The sequence below is a fragment of the Sediminibacillus halophilus genome, from assembly GCF_900103695.1.
GTDB classification, from domain to species: Bacteria; Bacillota; Bacilli; order Bacillales; family Amphibacillaceae; genus Sediminibacillus; species Sediminibacillus halophilus.
Window position 1 is genome coordinate 50,163 of sequence record NZ_FNHF01000010.1, and the last position, 16,205, is coordinate 66,367.

General features: G+C 42.8%; 18 protein-coding genes. 2 read left to right on the forward strand and 16 right to left on the reverse strand.

Going from position 1 to position 16,205, the window contains the following annotated elements; translation table 11 throughout:
• Positions 1-55 precede the first annotated feature (55 nt).
• The 5 genes from rsmA to metG all read right to left on the reverse strand — a co-directional run bounded on the left by rsmA (position 56) and on the right by metG (position 6,471).
• On the reverse strand, positions 56-946 hold the full coding sequence (rsmA, locus tag BLR82_RS19990; protein WP_074601196.1) for a 16S rRNA (adenine(1518)-N(6)/adenine(1519)-N(6))-dimethyltransferase RsmA: 891 nt from the start codon (positions 944-946) through the stop codon (positions 56-58).
• A complete protein-coding gene (gene rnmV, locus BLR82_RS19995; RefSeq protein WP_074601197.1) occupies positions 939-1,508 on the reverse strand; it encodes a ribonuclease M5 in 570 nt (189 codons plus the stop codon). Before rnmV ends, rsmA begins: the two co-directional genes overlap by 8 nt.
• 404 nt (positions 1,509-1,912) lie before the next feature.
• On the reverse strand, positions 1,913-3,148 hold the full coding sequence (locus tag BLR82_RS21530) for a resuscitation-promoting factor (RefSeq protein WP_074601198.1): 1,236 nt from the start codon (positions 3,146-3,148) through the stop codon (positions 1,913-1,915).
• A gap of 485 nt (positions 3,149-3,633) precedes the next feature.
• On the reverse strand, positions 3,634-4,404 hold the full coding sequence (locus BLR82_RS20010; protein WP_074601200.1) for a TatD family hydrolase: 771 nt from the start codon (positions 4,402-4,404) through the stop codon (positions 3,634-3,636).
• Positions 4,405-4,515: 111 nt separating this feature from the next.
• Complete coding sequence (gene metG / locus BLR82_RS20015; RefSeq protein WP_074601201.1) at positions 4,516-6,471, reverse strand: methionine--tRNA ligase; 1,956 nt, start codon at positions 6,469-6,471, stop codon at positions 4,516-4,518.
• Positions 6,472-6,933: 462 nt separating this feature from the next.
• Here metG and BLR82_RS20020 point away from each other — a divergent pair, with 462 nt between their 5' ends.
• Positions 6,934-7,212 carry a transition state genes transcriptional regulator AbrB gene (locus tag BLR82_RS20020; protein ID WP_026568967.1) on the forward strand — a complete coding sequence of 93 codons (279 nt, stop codon included), beginning with the start codon at positions 6,934-6,936 and terminating at the stop codon, positions 7,210-7,212.
• Positions 7,213-7,250: 38 nt separating this feature from the next.
• On the opposite strand, the gene rsmI is transcribed toward BLR82_RS20020, so the two are convergent.
• From rsmI to BLR82_RS20075, 11 genes are all read right to left on the reverse strand, one after another.
• Positions 7,251-8,120 (reverse strand): 16S rRNA (cytidine(1402)-2'-O)-methyltransferase, encoded by an 870-nt coding sequence (gene rsmI, locus BLR82_RS20025; protein WP_074601202.1) that lies wholly within the window; start codon positions 8,118-8,120, stop codon positions 7,251-7,253.
• On the reverse strand, positions 8,117-8,395 hold the full coding sequence (locus tag BLR82_RS20030; protein WP_074601203.1) for a GIY-YIG nuclease family protein: 279 nt from the start codon (positions 8,393-8,395) through the stop codon (positions 8,117-8,119). Before BLR82_RS20030 ends, rsmI begins: the two co-directional genes overlap by 4 nt.
• A complete protein-coding gene (locus tag BLR82_RS20035) occupies positions 8,382-9,074 on the reverse strand; it encodes a tRNA1(Val) (adenine(37)-N6)-methyltransferase (protein ID WP_074601214.1) in 693 nt (230 codons plus the stop codon). The genes BLR82_RS20030 and BLR82_RS20035 overlap by 14 nt, the downstream gene beginning before the upstream one ends.
• Before the next feature lie 205 nt (positions 9,075-9,279).
• Positions 9,280-9,627: a DNA replication initiation control protein YabA gene (yabA, locus tag BLR82_RS20040; protein ID WP_074601204.1), complete on the reverse strand. Its 348-nt coding sequence runs from the start codon at positions 9,625-9,627 to the stop codon at positions 9,280-9,282.
• Positions 9,628-9,643: 16 nt separating this feature from the next.
• On the reverse strand, positions 9,644-10,471 hold the full coding sequence (locus tag BLR82_RS20045) for a PSP1 domain-containing protein (RefSeq protein WP_074601205.1): 828 nt from the start codon (positions 10,469-10,471) through the stop codon (positions 9,644-9,646).
• 7 nt (positions 10,472-10,478) lie between these two features.
• Positions 10,479-11,465, reverse strand: coding sequence for a DNA polymerase III subunit delta' (gene holB / locus BLR82_RS20050; RefSeq protein ID WP_074601206.1), 987 nt, complete (start codon positions 11,463-11,465; stop codon positions 10,479-10,481).
• A 25-nt stretch (positions 11,466-11,490) separates the two neighbouring features.
• Positions 11,491-11,931, reverse strand: a complete 441-nt coding sequence (locus tag BLR82_RS20055) for a YaaR family protein (protein ID WP_074601207.1) — start codon at positions 11,929-11,931, stop codon at positions 11,491-11,493.
• 18 nt (positions 11,932-11,949) lie between these two features.
• Positions 11,950-12,279, reverse strand: a complete 330-nt coding sequence (locus tag BLR82_RS20060; RefSeq protein WP_026568959.1) for a cyclic-di-AMP receptor — start codon at positions 12,277-12,279, stop codon at positions 11,950-11,952.
• Between the two features lie 128 nt (positions 12,280-12,407).
• Complete coding sequence (tmk, locus tag BLR82_RS20065; RefSeq protein WP_074601208.1) at positions 12,408-13,034, reverse strand: dTMP kinase; 627 nt, start codon at positions 13,032-13,034, stop codon at positions 12,408-12,410.
• A gap of 24 nt (positions 13,035-13,058) precedes the next feature.
• On the reverse strand, positions 13,059-14,483 hold the full coding sequence (locus BLR82_RS20070; protein WP_074601209.1) for an aminotransferase class I/II-fold pyridoxal phosphate-dependent enzyme: 1,425 nt from the start codon (positions 14,481-14,483) through the stop codon (positions 13,059-13,061).
• A 139-nt stretch (positions 14,484-14,622) separates the two neighbouring features.
• A complete protein-coding gene (locus BLR82_RS20075; RefSeq protein WP_139187019.1) occupies positions 14,623-14,814 on the reverse strand; it encodes a sigma factor G inhibitor Gin in 192 nt (63 codons plus the stop codon).
• Positions 14,815-15,015: 201 nt separating this feature from the next.
• Here BLR82_RS20075 and BLR82_RS20080 point away from each other — a divergent pair, with 201 nt between their 5' ends.
• Positions 15,016-15,792 (forward strand): class I SAM-dependent methyltransferase, encoded by a 777-nt coding sequence (locus BLR82_RS20080; RefSeq protein ID WP_074601211.1) that lies wholly within the window; start codon positions 15,016-15,018, stop codon positions 15,790-15,792.
• The last annotated feature ends 413 nt before the right edge of the window (positions 15,793-16,205 follow it).

Genomic DNA, 16,205 nt, shown 5'->3' on the forward strand with positions numbered 1-16,205 from the left:
TTACTAACTAGCCTATGTGAGGAACAAAAAGATGTGTCTAACACCCTCCAGATGACTATTTCGCCTGTCCAGCTTTCGGATAAAACGTATTGGCCAAACGGGCAAATTCCTCCATTGTCAGTGATTCACCGCGTCTTGTCCCATCTATTTCCGCCTGAGCTAAGAGCGTTTCAATCGTTTCTTTTGTCAACTCGGCAGCAAAATGTCGGGCTAGATTGTTTCTTAACGTCTTTCGTCTCTGACCAAAGGAGGCCTGTACCAAATCAAAGAAAAAGGCCTCGTTTTGTACTTCAACAGGCGGCTCACCCCTGACTGTCAAATGAAGAACAGCAGATTCCACATTTGGCTGCGGCATGAATACGGTTTTAGGTACTGTCATCGCAATCCTGGCCTCTGTATAGTACTGGACGGCTATCGTCAACGAGCCATAGCTTTTGGTATTCGGCTTGGCTGCCATACGGTCGGCTACCTCTTTCTGAATCATGACGGTAAAGCTTTCAACAGGCAATTTCTCCATCAGCAGTTTCATCAGAATGGGCGTCGTAATATAATAAGGGAGATTAGCCGCTACTTTGATTTTTTGTCCTTGTTGAAAGTTTTCTTCAATCACTCGGGTAATGTCCGCCTGTAAAATGTCTTGATTGATGATGGTAACATTATCATAATTGCCGAGCGTTTCTGTTAGTATCGGCACGAGCCGCTGATCGATTTCAAAAGCTACCACTTGGTTCGAATGGATGGCCAGTTGCTCGGTCAGTGCACCCATCCCCGGGCCTATTTCTATCGTGCCAGTCTGTTTATCGATACCTGCATAAGCGATAATCCGCTCCAATATATTCACATCGATTAGAAAATTTTGCCCCAGGCTTTTTTTAAAAGAAAAACCATACTTCGCCAGGATTTCTTTTGTTTTCAGAGGAGTTGCGATTGCTTTTTGGTTATTCATCTTCTTCCTCCTTCAAGATTTTTTCCATGCTGTCAACGAACGTTTGCCTGGATATTTGAAACATGTGCAGTCGTTTTAATAGTTGTTTCCCATTAGCATAACCAATTTTCAGGACTGCTCCTAACTTTTCCCGACGCTCTTTCGCTCTGCTGCCACCGAGAAGTCCATATTGGAATAAATCGGATTTATCAATGTCACTCTCGCTGACTTCTTCTATTTCGTACACGTTTGCCAAGGCCTGACGTATCGCATCTTTTGAAGCGTGTTCTATCCCCAACCCCTTATCGTGCTTGGCTTTTGCTTCGGCCCGTGTCAAAAATGCATGCTTGCAGCCTGGTACGGCCTTCGAGACGATGTGTCTAATTCTTTCCCCGGGATAGTCTGGATCCGTAAATATAATAACGCCCCGCTTTGACTGGGCATGTCTGACTTGTTCAATGATCGACTGGTTGACTGCCGATCCATTCGTTTCAATGGTATCTGCATCCACCGATTGTTTTATTTTTGCTGTGTCATCTTTTCCTTCCACCACAATGATTTCCTTAACTTTTAACTTTTTCATCTTCATCCTCCGCTTACCTGAACGGTTTATGTCTATAACTACTCTATCTTAATTTGTTTCCCGAATAAAGCCAAGCCTGTGCATCTTTGCTTTCTCACACAGCTTATCAGCATTTTGGTACTAAATCGTAATTTCTCCCTGGAAACTGATCGTTCCAATGGCTGAAGCCTGAATACACAGTCTGCGTGTATTCGAGCTCTCAAAGGAATTTTTTTATGTTCCTCGATTATTATTGCTTTTCATTATGTAATGAACGAAAGAGGAGGAGGAACCACAAACAGCACGACCGAAAGAGTTGCAGTATGAAAATAAGGGCGATGTCAGGAAAAGCCTTCACACCGTCCAGAATCCATTTAAAAAAAGCAGAACCTGCCTCTAATAGGGAGACAAGCCCTGCTTTTTAATTAATCGAGTACTTTTACTTTTACTTTTTTACTGCCGAATCGGTGTGCTTCACTTGGGGAAGACACATGGACGTCGATCCGGTTGCCGGATACATTCCCGCCAGTATCACCGGCAATCGCCGTTCCATAGCCTTCCACCCATACTTTGCTTCCCAGTGGAATCACATTTGGATCAACAGCAATCACCTTGGCATTGGGATTATCCTTCAAGTTAATTCCGGTCGCCGTGACGCCCGAACAGCCACTGCAGCTGGCCGAATACGCCGTAGTATGCATGTAATACGTTTTGGAGGATTCTTTTCCATCCCCGCCTCGGGAGACCGTTTCAGCGGACGAATTTGCAGCGGTAGTCGTCACGACCGGTTTTGACTCCTGCCTTTCGACTTTTGTTCCAACTGCTACAATTCGTTTCTCGCTTTCTTTCTCTACTTCTTCTTTTACCAATTTCCGGTCGACCTCTTCTCCGTTCTCAAGAGTGACTTCGAAATGTTTGGCAACAATCCCCTCTTCGCCAGGAGAAACAACCTCTTCCTTTCCTTTTTCAAGGTCGTCATCCTGTCTGGTCACAACAGAATAATCGGTTTTTTCTTTGACGATGTCAGTTACCTTTTCCACACGTGTGATTTCGATTGGTGCATCCTTGCTGACTTCATCCTCCATTTTCAGGTTGATTCGGTCCAGCTTGCCTAGTTCTATTTCTTCCTGCTTCAATAAATCTTCCACGGTGGCACCGACTGTCCAATACTTTTCTTTCTCGCCGCCGTCATTGACCGTTACTTGAAAAGCTTTATCAATGTTTACCTGCAATCCTTCTGATACCGACTCAGATGGGGCGGGAGCTACTTGATCATGTTCGCTGATGTCGATGTTGTTTTCTTCCAAAACTTCTCCGACGGTGTCAGCAGTTGTATAATATGTTTTATCGTCTCCATCAGTAGTCACTACTACTTCGATAGCCTTTGTGTAATTGATTTTCATTCCCGATGTAAGTTTTTCTTCTGGGTCATGAGAGATCTTATCGTGTTCTCCCAATTCGATGTTTAGTTCTTCCAAAACGTCGCCTACAGTATCAGCATGTGTGCGAACGGTCGTTGTTTCTCCGTCTGCACTCACAGTGACTTGGGCTTTCGTTACTTGAAATGTAAAAATACCCGCTAGAAACAGTACTGCAATGCTGGCTGCATAAATGACTGGCTTCGTTCTAAAAGCGGACAATAGCTGTGAAAATAATTTCATGCTCGCTTGCCTCCTTTATACCCGTAGTATTATATAAACAACGTTTTTCCCTGTCAAACCGTCCAGTCAAGGTGCAAAAGTCCCCTAATCCTTGCTGTTACAACAACAAAGGATGCATGAACCAGCAATGTTTCAAATATATTAAAAGTAAGTTACAGAGGTGGACGGCATTTAATCAATTTGTAATGTATGATAATGCTGTCCTTTCCCAGACTGATTATGCCATGTCCCATTTTACGGAAAACTTGGCATTTCCCCTTCCTTCTTCTGACTTTTTAGAACCTGCGCAGGTATAGCCATAGTCAGCCATGCTCCTCGATACAGCGTTGATTTTTGCTGTGTTCATCTCGAAGCGAAAAAAGAGAACCAGACTAGTACTGGCTCTCTCATTATGAACGCTGCTTATCCAGATTTAAACTCAAAAATTGCGACATATCCATACAAGCAATGGCATGTAGCGTCAATCCTCCCGGAAGCATGTCCTGCTACGAATTTATTTTAAATAATTTAAAGGCATTATTTGTAGTTGCATCGCTAACTTCCTCGAACGAAATTTCTTTCAGTTCGGCAATTTTTTCGGCGACTAATTTAACATAAGCGGGCTCGTTTCGTTTTCCGCGGTTTGGGTGTGGCGCCAAAAACGGACAGTCTGTTTCCACCAGCAGCCGATCAAGCGGGACAATTTTGGCTACTTCCTTAGGGTCCGTGGCATTTTTGAAGGTAACCGGCCCACCTAGAGAAATGTAAAAGTTCATATCCAAACATTCCTGGACAAAATCAGCTGAATCATTATAACAATGCATGATTCCGCCAACCTCCGCGGCATTCTCTTCCCTCAATATTTCAATAATATCCCCGGTTGCTTCCCGGTTATGGATTATAATCGGTAACCCGACACGTTTCGCCAGATGAATTTGTTTGCGAAGCACTTCTTTTTGGGTTTCTTTTGGCGACTTATCCCAATGATAGTCCAAACCCATTTCTCCGATAGCGACGACCTTTGGATGGCTAGCCAATTCTTCTATCCACTCTAAATCTTTATCTTCCATATCAATGGCATCTACTGGATGCCAACCTACGGCCGCATAAATAGCAGGATTTTTTTCAGCCAATTCCAATGCTTTGGGAATGGTTTCCCTGTCAAAACCGACAACTACCATATACTCGACACCTGCTTCTTTAGCACGTTGCAATACTTCTTCCCGGTCTTCATCAAATTGGTCGATGTTTACATGTACATGTGTATCAAACAACACGGTAATCTACCTCCTGGTAATACTTTCTCCGATTTTTTCATCTTCATCAAAGAAAAAACGCCTATCCATTTACATGATAAGCGTTTTTTCCCTTTATGAAAAGATTCAGCATTACTTCACTTTTGAACCATTTGGAAGATCATCTCCGACAGTTGCGAGGGAAAGCTTCCCACTTTCGTCCTCACCTGACAAAATCATTCCCTGTGACATTTCGCCTCTCAACTTGACCGGCTTGAGGTTCGTGACACAAATCACTTTCCGGCCAACCAGATCTTCTGCAAGGTAATGCTCAGCTATGCCCGAAACGACTTGACGACGTTCCGTCCCGAGATCAAGTTGCAGTTTCAGTAGCTTGTCCGCCTTCTCCATTTTTTCCGCACGAACTACCTCAGCAACACGCAAGTCCAGCTTCATGAAGTCATCATACGTGATTTCGTCTGCCTCTGTGTTTTGGGCTTCCTTTTTCTCTTCCTTCACTTCCGGCTTTTTCATCATATCCTTGATAACTTGTACTTCTTTTTCAGCATCGAGACGAGGGAAAATCGGATCCTGTTTCTGCACTTTCGTCCCTGCTTGAATCAGACCATTCTGTTTTAAGCTGTCCCATTCTTTTAGCGATTGTTCCTGAATTCCCAGTTGGCTGAAAATACTATCAGGTGTCTCTGTCAAGAAAGGTCTTAACAGTACCGAAGCCTTGCGCAATGATTCTGCCAAATGGGCCATGACATTTCCAAGACGTTGCTTTTTCGCCTCATCCTTTGCTAAAATCCATGGCTGTGTTTCATCGATATATTTGTTGGTACGGCTGATAAACTGCCAGATAGTCGACAATGCTACCGAAAACTCCATGTTTTCCATCGCCTCTTCTACTCTTTCGACTGTCTCCCCAGCCAAATTCTCCAACTGGACATCGAATTGGTCCTCACCAGCTTTATAAGCAGGAAGTACCCCATCAAAGTATTTATCGACCATGGCTACGGTCCGGTTCAGCAAATTGCCTAAATCATTCGCTAAATCATAGTTCGTTCTTTCGACGAACCCTTCAGGCGTAAACACCCCGTCTGAACCAAAAGGAACTTCACGCAGAAGATAATAACGCAGAGCATCCAAGCCGTAACGTTCCGTTAATTGGATAGGATCCACGACATTCCCTTTGGACTTCGACATCTTTCCGTCCTTCATGAGGATCCAGCCGTGCGCAAATACCTTTTTTGGAAGAGGCAAATCGAGTGCCATCAGCATAATCGGCCAATAAATCGTATGAAAACGAACAATCTCCTTACTCATCAAGTGAACATCTGCCGGCCAGTATTTCTGATACCGCTCGTCCTCATCTGTTCCATATCCTAGCGCGGTAATATAATTCGATAATGCGTCGATCCAAACGTAAATGACGTGTTTTGGATCTCCCGGTACCTTGATTCCCCAGTCGAAAGTAGTCCTGGATACAGCCAAATCTTCCAAGCCTGGTTTAATAAAATTGTTAATCATTTCATTTTTACGGCTCGCAGGCTGGATAAAGTCTGGATTTTCTTCATAGTACGCCAACAGCCGGTCAACGTACTTACTCATTTTGAAGAAATAGGATTCTTCTTTTACTTTTTCCACCGGTCCGCCACAGTCCGGGCAATGTCCGTCTTCCAATTGACGTTCTGTAAAGAAAGACTCGCAGGAAGTACAATACCATCCTTCGTATTCATCTAAGTAAATGTCACCCTGCTCCAGCAAACGAGCAAAAATCTTCTCCACTGTTTGTTTGTGGCGTTCTTCGGTAGTCCGAATAAAATCAACATACGAGATATCAAGTCGTTTCCATAGATCTTTGATGCCGCTGACGATTTCATCGACATAGACCTGAGGGGAAACCCCTTTTTCATCGGCTTTCTTCTGGATTTTCTGGCCGTGTTCATCTGTCCCAGTCAAATACATGACATCATAACCACGCAACCGCTTGTAGCGGGCCATCGCATCTCCTGCCACTGTCGTATAAGCATGCCCTATGTGTAAGTTTCCGCTTGGGTAGTAGATCGGCGTTGTGATGTAAAAAGTCTTCTTTTCCCTTGTCATCCGGGGAACCTCCTCTTTCAAGCTTTCTTCATTATTTTCACCGGTATTCCCTTCGAACCTACATAACGCTCGAGGTATTACCGAATTGATGAATAAAAACCAATATGTTTACATTGTAGACTATTTTACAGGATTTTTTCCATTCTGAACATCGTTCAGGCAAGTAGTGGCCTGCCGTTATAATTTCATCCATTAAAAATCTGCACACCAATTTGTCGAATCTGTGAACAATTAATGTCGAAAAATGTCGTAAAAAGCAAGCTATCTGGTCCATTCTGTATGTAAATTATGGTTTTTTTATCGGTCCAATCACCTATATCCATCCCTCTAAAAAGGGGAATATATTAGTGTTTGGACAAAATAGTCATTTTCTAGAAAAAATTAATTGACACTTATGTAAATGACTGGTACGCTATTGCTAAACAGTTGTCGAATTCTGACGAAATGAGGGGAGAAAAATTTATGAAATCTACTGGAATTGTCCGTAAGGTGGATGAGTTAGGTCGCGTTGTTATTCCAATTGAGCTTCGTCGTACCCTTGGAATCAATGAAAAAGATGCTTTGGAGATTTATGTGGATGATGATCGAATTATCTTGAAGAAGTACAAGCCAAATATGACATGCCATATCACTGGAGAAATCTCTGATGATAATCTTTCATTGGCCAACGGCAAGTTAGTCCTGAGCCCTGAAGGTGCACAGGAGTTATTGAAAGAGATACAATCCCGTCTGGATAAGTAATAGATCCAAGGCCCCTATCTTTGCATAGAGGCCTTTTTTTATTCCACATGAAAAGCCTGATAAACGTCCCGTTTCGGCATTTTCCTGTCGATTGCTGTTTGTTTGATTGCATCCTTGCTGCTTTCTCCTTGCTCCATGTAATAAGCCACATGCTCCTTAAGCGTCCAGTCCTCCCACCAATCATTGTCTGCCTGGGCAGTTTCTGTGCCACCTTCGACCACAATACAAAATTCTCCCTTTATTTGTTTTTCTTCTGCCCATTGCAACACTTCCTGAGCTGTCCCTCGAATATATTCTTCATATCGTTTCGTCAATTCTCTCGCCAGTGAGACCCTGCGGTTTCCCAATTGTTCGCCAATCGACTTCAACGTTTCTTTCAAACGATGAGGTGACTCATAAAACAATAAGGAAGCCCGAATGTGCTTCAACAAATCTAGCTCTGCTTCTCTATCCTTTTTCTTTCGGGGTAGGAATCCATAAAAATAAAATTCACGCGGTGAAAGACCAGAACCTACTAATGCACACAAAGCTGCATTGGCGCCGGGAAGTGTGACCACCGGTAAATTACATTCCAATGCTGCATTTACCATTTCATAACCAGGGTCGGAAATAGCAGGCATTCCAGCGTCACTAACCAATGCGATATCCTTTCCCTCTTGAAGTTTTTCCAACAAACCCGCTTCTCTCGCCTGTTTATTGTGTTCATGGTAACTGATCAGCGGCTTTTCGATCGAGAAATGATTCATTAATTTTTTGGTATTCCTTGTATCCTCTGCTGCAATAAAATCGACTGTCTTCAATGTATGTAAAGCTCGTAGTGTAATATCATCAAGGTTGCCGATTGGTGTCGGAACCAAATAAAGGGTTCCTCCGGAAAAAGATCCTTGGAAACTGCTTTGGATGTTCATCTCCCATCATGCCCTTCTGTAAAAGATTTAATCAGTTTATCCTTCTGTTTACGTGAAAGCTGCTTTATTTGGTATTCTTCGTGCATCGCCTCTTCTTTCGACGAAAAAGATTTGCAGAATACCAGCTGAAAAGGCCCCCTGCCCCTTGTATATTTAGCCCCTTTGCCATTCTCATGCATGGTGATACGTTTTTTTAAATTATTTGTATAACCGGTATATAACGTCCCATCGTTACATTCCAATATGTAAACCATATGGATTTCATCGTTTTCCATACAAGATATCCTCAAGTTCTTTCGTATAGTTTCCTTGATCATCAAATGCATAAAGGGGCGGAAGCATCTTTAAGTCGGGGTTTCCATCGCGCGTTCCTTCAATCAAAAGGATGTTGGCCTCTTTTCCTGCCTTTGGATAAACGAATCGAAGCTTTTTTGGCTCGATTTTGTATTTTCGAAACAAGGTCAGCAAATCTACCAGACGGCCCGGCCTGTGCACCATCGCCACTTTGCCTCCAGGTCTGACCAATTTACTGCAAGCTGCCACCACATCTTCCAAGGTGCAATAAATTTCATGTCTGGCAATCGTTAAGTACTCATTGCTGTTTTGCTCGTCTTTCTTCGGCGTTTGAAAATAAGGGGGATTACAGGTGACCAAGTCAAAAGGACCATTTCCAAATTGTGAAGGCATGTCCTTTAAATCACCGTGTACCATGTCGATTTGATTGTTCAAGTCATTGATCGTCACGTTTCTCTTTGCCATATCGTACAGCCTGCGCTGTATTTCTACTCCGGTGATATGGGCACGGGACCGCCTGCTCAACAGTAAGGGAACAACCCCGTTTCCTGTACACAGGTCAAGGATGTTCCCTTGCTTCACCGGTACATACGTGAAGTCAGCCAATAACACAGCATCCAATGAAAAGGCAAATACCTCTGGACTTTGGATGATTTTCATGTTTTCTTCTGCCAATAAGTAGTCAAGCCTTTCCCCGTTCTTCAATTCAACTTCTTCCACTTTTCCAAATCCTTTCTTCCTTTAACCGGATAGCCATGCCTATCCTTTTTTTAAATCAGTCTGTATGAAAAGAAGGACTGAATCAAAGAAATTCCTTGAATTCAGTCCTGTTCCTAAGGGTCCGGGTACTAAAAAGCCCGTTCCTCTATTTGCTTTTATTTAAAAATAACAAGCAAAACAAGCAGTCTTCATCCTGGCGCGGACTACCAAAATGAACGTTACAAATATGAAATCCTTCTTCATACAAACGTGCTAAATTATCATATCCTTCGCCAACCGGCACCTCGGTGCTGGACTTGCCAGTTTCTTTTTGTTCCTCTTGTTCGGTACTGCTTTCCAATCGGTTGCGCAAATGATGATTCTCGACTGCAAGACGATGATTTTCTTCCAGCAGTTCGGCTAAGTAATTTTTCAAGTCTCCCAACTGCTGGTATAGCTGACCTATTTTCTCTTCCATATCTGTGACTTGTTCAAAAACTTCTTTTTTATTCACGCGTCTTTCCACCCCATCATTCCGTGGCTTGCGTAGATATGACTCCTTCATCGATAAGTTCATCGATTGTATATTCAATTACTCTTTCCTTTTCGGGAATTTCGATTTGGACGAGTCTTTCCAGAATATTCAATCCAACAACTTTTCCAGCTCCATAGCCGGTTGTGATTTTCTCCCCTAAGTCAGGGAGGATTTTCTTCGCTGTTTCATACTCGTCATTTTCATATTTCAAACAGCACATCAACCGTCCACAAAGACCAGATATTTTAGCCGGATTCAAAGACAAATTCTGATCCTTTGCCATTTTGATCGATACCGGTTCAAAGTCACCAAGAAAGGTGGAACAGCAAAGCATCCGTCCACACGGTCCGACACCACCCAGCAACTTCGCCTCATCCCGAACTCCAATTTGCCGTAATTCAATCCTTGTTTTGAAAACAGAAGCTAAATCCTTGACCAGGTTCCGGAAATCAACCCTTCCGTCTGCTGTGAAATAAAAAATAACTTTATTACGATCAAAGGTGTACTCGACCTCGACTAAGTTCATATCCAGGTTATGTTCCCGGATCTTTTGTTCGCAAATCTGGTGTGCCTCATGCGAACTTTCCTGATTTTCCACCACCGATAACTTATCCTTCTCGGTTGCCAAACGGATGACTTTCTTCAATGGGAGGACTACATCTTCCTCATCTACCCGTTTATTGGAAATGACCACTTTGCCGAATTCAATTCCTCGGACCGTTTCTACAATAACATAATCGTCTTTGGAAATGATATTCTCGGCTGGGTCGAAATAATATATTTTACCCGCTTTTTTAAAACGGACGCCAATCACTTCTACCATCTGTCATTCACCTCTTCAAATGAAGTGTAAGCTGCTCCATTGCCAAAGCCGGATGCACATTTTGTTCCAACTTTCTTTTGGCCTCCAGTATCCGCTGCAACGCATCGGTCGTTTCCTGTTTCGACCAATGCAACGAGGCTTGAGAAAGCTTGTCTTTTTCATTGATGAAAACGATCGCTTCCTCGTTGTCAACAAAGCTGTATACAATGTCTTTGAACCATAACAATAATAAGTCCAAGCCTCTTTGCATCTGTTGTCTCTCTTTAAAATGAGGCATCCATTGATTATTGATGAACAACATGGCTTCCTCCGGTTTCGACTGGAGTACTTCTGTTAATTGTACCACTATCTTTCTGGCATTAGCAAACCAGTCATCATGGCCTATTTCAAGTGCTTCGGTGATATTGTTGGTAAGTGCGGAGATCAATCTCGCATTGGAAGGAGATAACCCTTCCTCTTGCAGCTGCCGCTGTAAATTGGCCGCGTTTAAAGGTTTGAGACCCATAATTTGGCATCTAGACCGAATCGTCTGCAGAATGGCCTGACTGTTAGAAGTGAGAAGCATCGCCGTTGTCTGTTTACTTGGCTCTTCCAAAAATTTTAACAGCCGATTGGATGCATTGGCTGTCATTTTTTCTGCGTCTTCTATGATATAGACCTTCTGATTCGATTCCATCCCTGTGTACGTAAATTCCTTTTGTAAATGGAGGATTTGTTCTTTTTTGATCGATTGACCATCCGGTATGATCCAGTGTACATCCGGGTGGTTGCCGGATTCTATCCGCTGACAATCCTTGCACTGCTGACAGGGCTCCTCACCGCTTTTATGACGGCAAAAGATACTTTTAGCCAAAACCATGCTGATGGCTTTTTTTCCTGTTCCCCGGTTTCCCTGGAATAAATAAGCATGGGAAACCCGCTGTTTTGCCAGACTATTCGTCAGCATCCTGGCGACTAATGGTTGTATGGAAGCTATATCAGACCATGTTTTCATTTACTTTCATCCTTACTCGCTGACCTTAAGTATATAAATTAACCAGCAGACCTTTGATTTCTCCAATCAGGCCTAGTATATCAATCGGCTTTTTTTCTTGTTCCAGTACACCCTCCGTCAACTCCACCAGCTTTTCGTCGATATTTTCCACTGTTGTAAGTTTTCGGTTGTTTCCATCCATGTTCCAGCTGTGAGAATGCTTTAGTTCCATCCCATATTGCACTGCTTCCTTGACAAAGTTTTTCACCATTCGTTTATATTTGGCCAAATCACGGAAAGACCGGGCACGCGCCAGTCTTTCCCCTTGAGCGGTCAGATCTGACATTAATTTTTGCAATTCCGTTTCTTTTAGCTTTTGGCTTTGTGATTCGACCAAGGTTCCAAAACTCTTGCTTCCCCTGTCTGTTTGAGGGATGTTTTTCGGTGATGCCTCCACCTTGGAACGCATCTCTTGTGATATTTTCATTACTTCTCCTCTTTTTACCTAAAATTGAAAGAAAGATTCCACCGGTAATACAAAGACAGTTGCACCGCCAACTTCCACTTCAATGGGGCGTGGAATGTAAGAATCCGCATTTCCACCCATCGGAGAAATCGGCGCTACCATTTGTTCACGCTGGCTGCAGTTATTGCGGATAATATCGAGGGCTCCGTCGACGTCTTTATCTTCACAACCAATCATCAATGTTGTGTTCCCTTCCTTCAGGAAACCGCCAGTAGAGGATAACTTCGTCGTTTTATAATTCCCTTCCCTCAAAGCATCTGTCAGACGATTCGTGTCCTTATCCTGTACTACTGCCAAAATCAGCTTCATTCATCTTCTCTCCTTTTTTTCGTTTATCCTTATTCTATTCTTTTAACAAGCAAGACTGCTTACAAAGCGACCTGGAATGCTCAGGAAACATCGTTAACCCTTTGCTTGTAGAATAATAGCATTCCTCTTTAACGCAAAAAAGAAACAATTTTTTGATAAGCTTCTGCTGTTACGGTGGCTAAGTCGTTTTCTGCATTGATTGGATAAATTCTGTTTGGAAACTTTTCCAAAAGCATTCGATAAGCCTGATAAACGTTATCATGGAACTGTTGTTTTTCTAAATCCAGCCGGTTTTTTTCACGTGAAACATTTTCTGCAATCCGCTGCAAACCAACTTCCGGCCGTATATCAAAAAATAGCGTCAAATCCGGCATGCAATCACTGATGGCGAACTGGTTTATTTGATAAACTTCCTCCATTCCCAGACCACGGGCATATCCTTGATAGGCCAGGCTGCTATCCACAAACCGGTCGCATAACACAATTTTGCCTTGTTTGAGTGCTGGAAGCACCTTTTCTACTAAATGCTGACGCCTGGCTGCCGCATAAAGCAACGCCTCTGTCTTTCCGTCCATGGCTGTATGGGAAGGTTCCAAAATAATCTGCCTGATTTTTTCGGCGATCTCAATACCACCAGGTTCCCGCGTAGCTGTTACTGGATAGCCTTCCTCCCTCAGTTTTTTCTCTATTTCTTTTAATACCGAGGTTTTTCCGGCTCCCTCACCGCCCTCAAACGTTATAAAATATCCTTGCACATTCATTCTCCTTTAGAGCTGTACCTATCGCAGACAATACATGCCTTGTTCAATATTATGATTTTGAAAGTTTATTCCTTGCTTTATTAAATAGTTTATCATCTTTATATGGACTGATGTTATTTTTTCTCCCTTTAACAGCACAGGAATACCCGGCGGATATGGAATGACAGCCTGTGCTGCTATTTTTCCTTCTGCACTAGCCCATCCAATGAACTCTTTCCTCATCCGGTTCATCGTTTGATAAGAAACTTCCAATGAGTGGATCTGCTGTTGTTCAATCTGTACACTTCCTATTGTATCACGGTTGGGAAGGAATTTTAATCGCTGAGATGTCTTTTCTACTGCTGTTTGCAGCCTTTCCCATTCTTGAAAAGGAGCAAGGCCATGAATGAAAAGCACCTGGTTTTCCGTAGAAAGCTCGGGATAGATATCCTGTTCTTCAAATAGTTTAGCAACCTGAATACCAGACCAGCGCTTGTCTACCTCCAGCGTGATTTTCAGCGGATCATCTTTCCCAGCTTCATTTGGCAGCACCTCCCACCCCTCTGCGGAAGAAAACACCTCACGCAGACGGGCTATACTTTCAAGAATGGGATTCAACTCATTTTCTTTGATTCCGGCTAAATAGTAACGCGCCAAATCGAGACTTGCCATTAACGGATAGGATGGACTGCTTGACTGAAGCATTTGCAAGTAATGAGCAACATCCCCTCTGTCGATTATATGTGACTTGATATGCAGATAAGATGCCATCGTCAGCGCCGGAGCCATCTTATGAGCTGACTGGACGACAAGGTCTGCTCCTAACTCTAGTGCGGAAGCAGGAAACACTTCTGAAAGAGAAAAGTGGACGCCATGAGCCTCATCCACCAGTACAGCGATATTTCGCTGATGGGCCAGCTCCACAACGGATGGAAGATCAAAAACCGTACCAAAATAATCTGGGTAGGTCAGGACAATGGCGCCAATCTCAGGATACTGATCAATTGCTTGTCTGATTGTGTCCAAGGTAGGAGCGGTATAACGGCCAACCCTTCTATCGTAAGCCGGGGCAACGAAAACTGGTTCTGCCCCGCTTAATTCCAGACCGTTAAGAATGGATTTGTGGCAATTACGCTGTACTAACACTTTCCTTCCAAGCCTTGCTGCCGTTAACATCATTGCCAAGTTACCTGTGGTACTCCCGCCTACCAGAAAAAATGTTTCGTCAGCACCAAACCAACTTGCTGCAAGATTCTGCGCCTGTTTAATGGCACCTGTTGCTACATGCAAGTCGTCCAGCCCTGTCAATTCTGTTACATCTATTTGAAGTAACTTCTCAAAGATCTCTAATCCATTATCAGTGAAAATCTTGCCATTCTTATGGCCGGGTACATGAAAAGAAATAGGATTTTTTTGTGAAAAAGTTTGTAAGGCTCCAAATAAAGGAGTTAAATCTTGGTTCATTGTCGTCATCCTTTGTATTATCGGACCAACGCCACAGGAGGACTGCAGCATATTTTGTTTTCAGTATAACATCTTATTATTTGTATTACTCCATCAAATAGATAAAGCCCTTATCCCGCAGGTATAAGGGCTTGTTTATCTATGAATATAACTTTGTTTGTTTCATATTTTTTAATTTATCCAAATAATACTGATAAGCTGCATCTGATGGCTCCGTATGAATAATTTTCTGTTCACATTCACAACAAATATACAGTGTGTATAAGTGAATCCCTTTCTGCTTTTCTACTCCGCAAACGCCGCATGTTTCATAAGTGACTTTACTTCCCATATTCTCCACCTCCGTTAGCTTAGTCTTTCCTAACTAACGAAATCTATACATTCAAACTCTAAAATTCGTTATATTGTATTCTATGAAAATGACAGCCGGAGTTGTTTGTACACAGATTATTTTTAATCATAAAGTAGGATGGTTTTTATTACCAACGAATTATATAATAATCAAAAGTTTGTGTTTATTGGAGGTGGCTCTATGGCCGTCGATTTTCATTCAAAAGCAATAAGGCTCTCCTATACTAGTCGTGATGTAGATCCCCTTTGGGAACAGCTTTTACTATCGCATGTAGATGTTGAGGGCAAAAGGGTGTTGGACTTAGGGTGCGGGGGAGGTATTTATACAAAGGCGCTAGCTCAAATGGGTGCCAGGGAAATAGTTGGTTTAGACTTTTCGAAAGAAATGCTTCATACCGCCCGTAAATATTGCGAAAACGAAGCAAATACTTCCTTTGTTTGGGGGGATGCTGCTGATACTGGGTTAAAAAATGAACAATTTGACCTAATTCTGAATCGGGCTGTCATTCATCATCTTACAGATCTTCCTTTGTTGTTTGAAGAAATGCACCGCTTATTGAAGCCGGGCGGAACTGCCTTTATACAGGATCGGACATTGGAGGATTGTTTGCTGCCAGGCAATAAGAATCATGTCCGTGGTTACTTCTTTGAAGCCTTTCCCAACTTGATTTCCTTTGAACGGGATAGAAGACCGTTGGCTACTGATGTGGACCAATTTTTACAGGATTCTGGCTTTACCAAACTACACTCAACTGTTTTCTGGGAAACACGCAAACATTACAATTCGGTACATTGTTTGGAAGAGGATTTAAAAGCCAGAACCGGGCGTGCCATTCTTCATGAACTCACGGATAAAGAGATGGATATATTAGTTGGTTACATAAAGAAGCAACTTGCCTATTTCACTGACAGTATTCATGAAAAAGATCGCTGGACGATTTGGACTGCACGAAAATGAAATAAGCCCAGAGCAGCTTATGCTCCATACCCCTCACCCTTAGACGCAGCATAGGGTGCTTTTTTTTGGCAACATTGGCTTAAAAGAAGAACTATTTTGTTTTCCACAGAATGATTTCTATTGTACAAAAAATAGAAACTGCGTATTAATGAAAATTCTCTCGGTCTAATGAAGTTGAATGTTAGTTCGACGCAGTGGAAAGCGCAGGGTATTTCCGCAGCGCTGTTCTCCCACCCAATAAAGGTTGGATGTCAGGAAGATTCATTCAAATTAGTTCGTAGTTTTTATCAACTGCGACAAATTTTGGTTAGAAAACGACAAAAGCACCCTTGAACGAGGATGACCTCATTCAAGGGTGCTTGGATTGCCTGGCGGCGTCCTACTCTCGCAGGGGCAAAGCCCCAACTACCATG

Coding starts and splice junctions, on each gene's coding strand:
- BLR82_RS20030 (WP_074601203.1), bottom strand. CDS start 8,395: ATGGAAAACGATGAAATCCATATGGTTTACATATTGGAATGTAACGAT.
- metG (WP_074601201.1), bottom strand. CDS start 6,471: ATGACAAGGGAAAAGAAGACTTTTTACATCACAACGCCGATCTACTAC.
- BLR82_RS20020 (WP_026568967.1), top strand. CDS start 6,934: ATGAAATCTACTGGAATTGTCCGTAAGGTGGATGAGTTAGGTCGCGTT.
- BLR82_RS20080 (WP_074601211.1), top strand. CDS start 15,016: ATGGCCGTCGATTTTCATTCAAAAGCAATAAGGCTCTCCTATACTAGT.
- BLR82_RS20060 (WP_026568959.1), bottom strand. CDS start 12,279: ATGAAGCTGATTTTGGCAGTAGTACAGGATAAGGACACGAATCGTCTG.
- BLR82_RS20075 (WP_139187019.1), bottom strand. CDS start 14,814: ATGGGAAGTAAAGTCACTTATGAAACATGCGGCGTTTGCGGAGTAGAA.
- holB (WP_074601206.1), bottom strand. CDS start 11,465: ATGAAAACATGGTCTGATATAGCTTCCATACAACCATTAGTCGCCAGG.
- BLR82_RS20055 (WP_074601207.1), bottom strand. CDS start 11,931: ATGAAAATATCACAAGAGATGCGTTCCAAGGTGGAGGCATCACCGAAA.
- rnmV (WP_074601197.1), bottom strand. CDS start 1,508: ATGAAAAAGTTAAAAGTTAAGGAAATCATTGTGGTGGAAGGAAAAGAT.
- BLR82_RS20070 (WP_074601209.1), bottom strand. CDS start 14,483: ATGAACCAAGATTTAACTCCTTTATTTGGAGCCTTACAAACTTTTTCA.
- BLR82_RS21530 (WP_074601198.1), bottom strand. CDS start 3,148: ATGAAATTATTTTCACAGCTATTGTCCGCTTTTAGAACGAAGCCAGTC.
- rsmA (WP_074601196.1), bottom strand. CDS start 946: ATGAATAACCAAAAAGCAATCGCAACTCCTCTGAAAACAAAAGAAATC.
- BLR82_RS20035 (WP_074601214.1), bottom strand. CDS start 9,074: ATGAAAATCATCCAAAGTCCAGAGGTATTTGCCTTTTCATTGGATGCT.
- BLR82_RS20045 (WP_074601205.1), bottom strand. CDS start 10,471: ATGGTAGAAGTGATTGGCGTCCGTTTTAAAAAAGCGGGTAAAATATAT.
- rsmI (WP_074601202.1), bottom strand. CDS start 8,120: ATGAACATCCAAAGCAGTTTCCAAGGATCTTTTTCCGGAGGAACCCTT.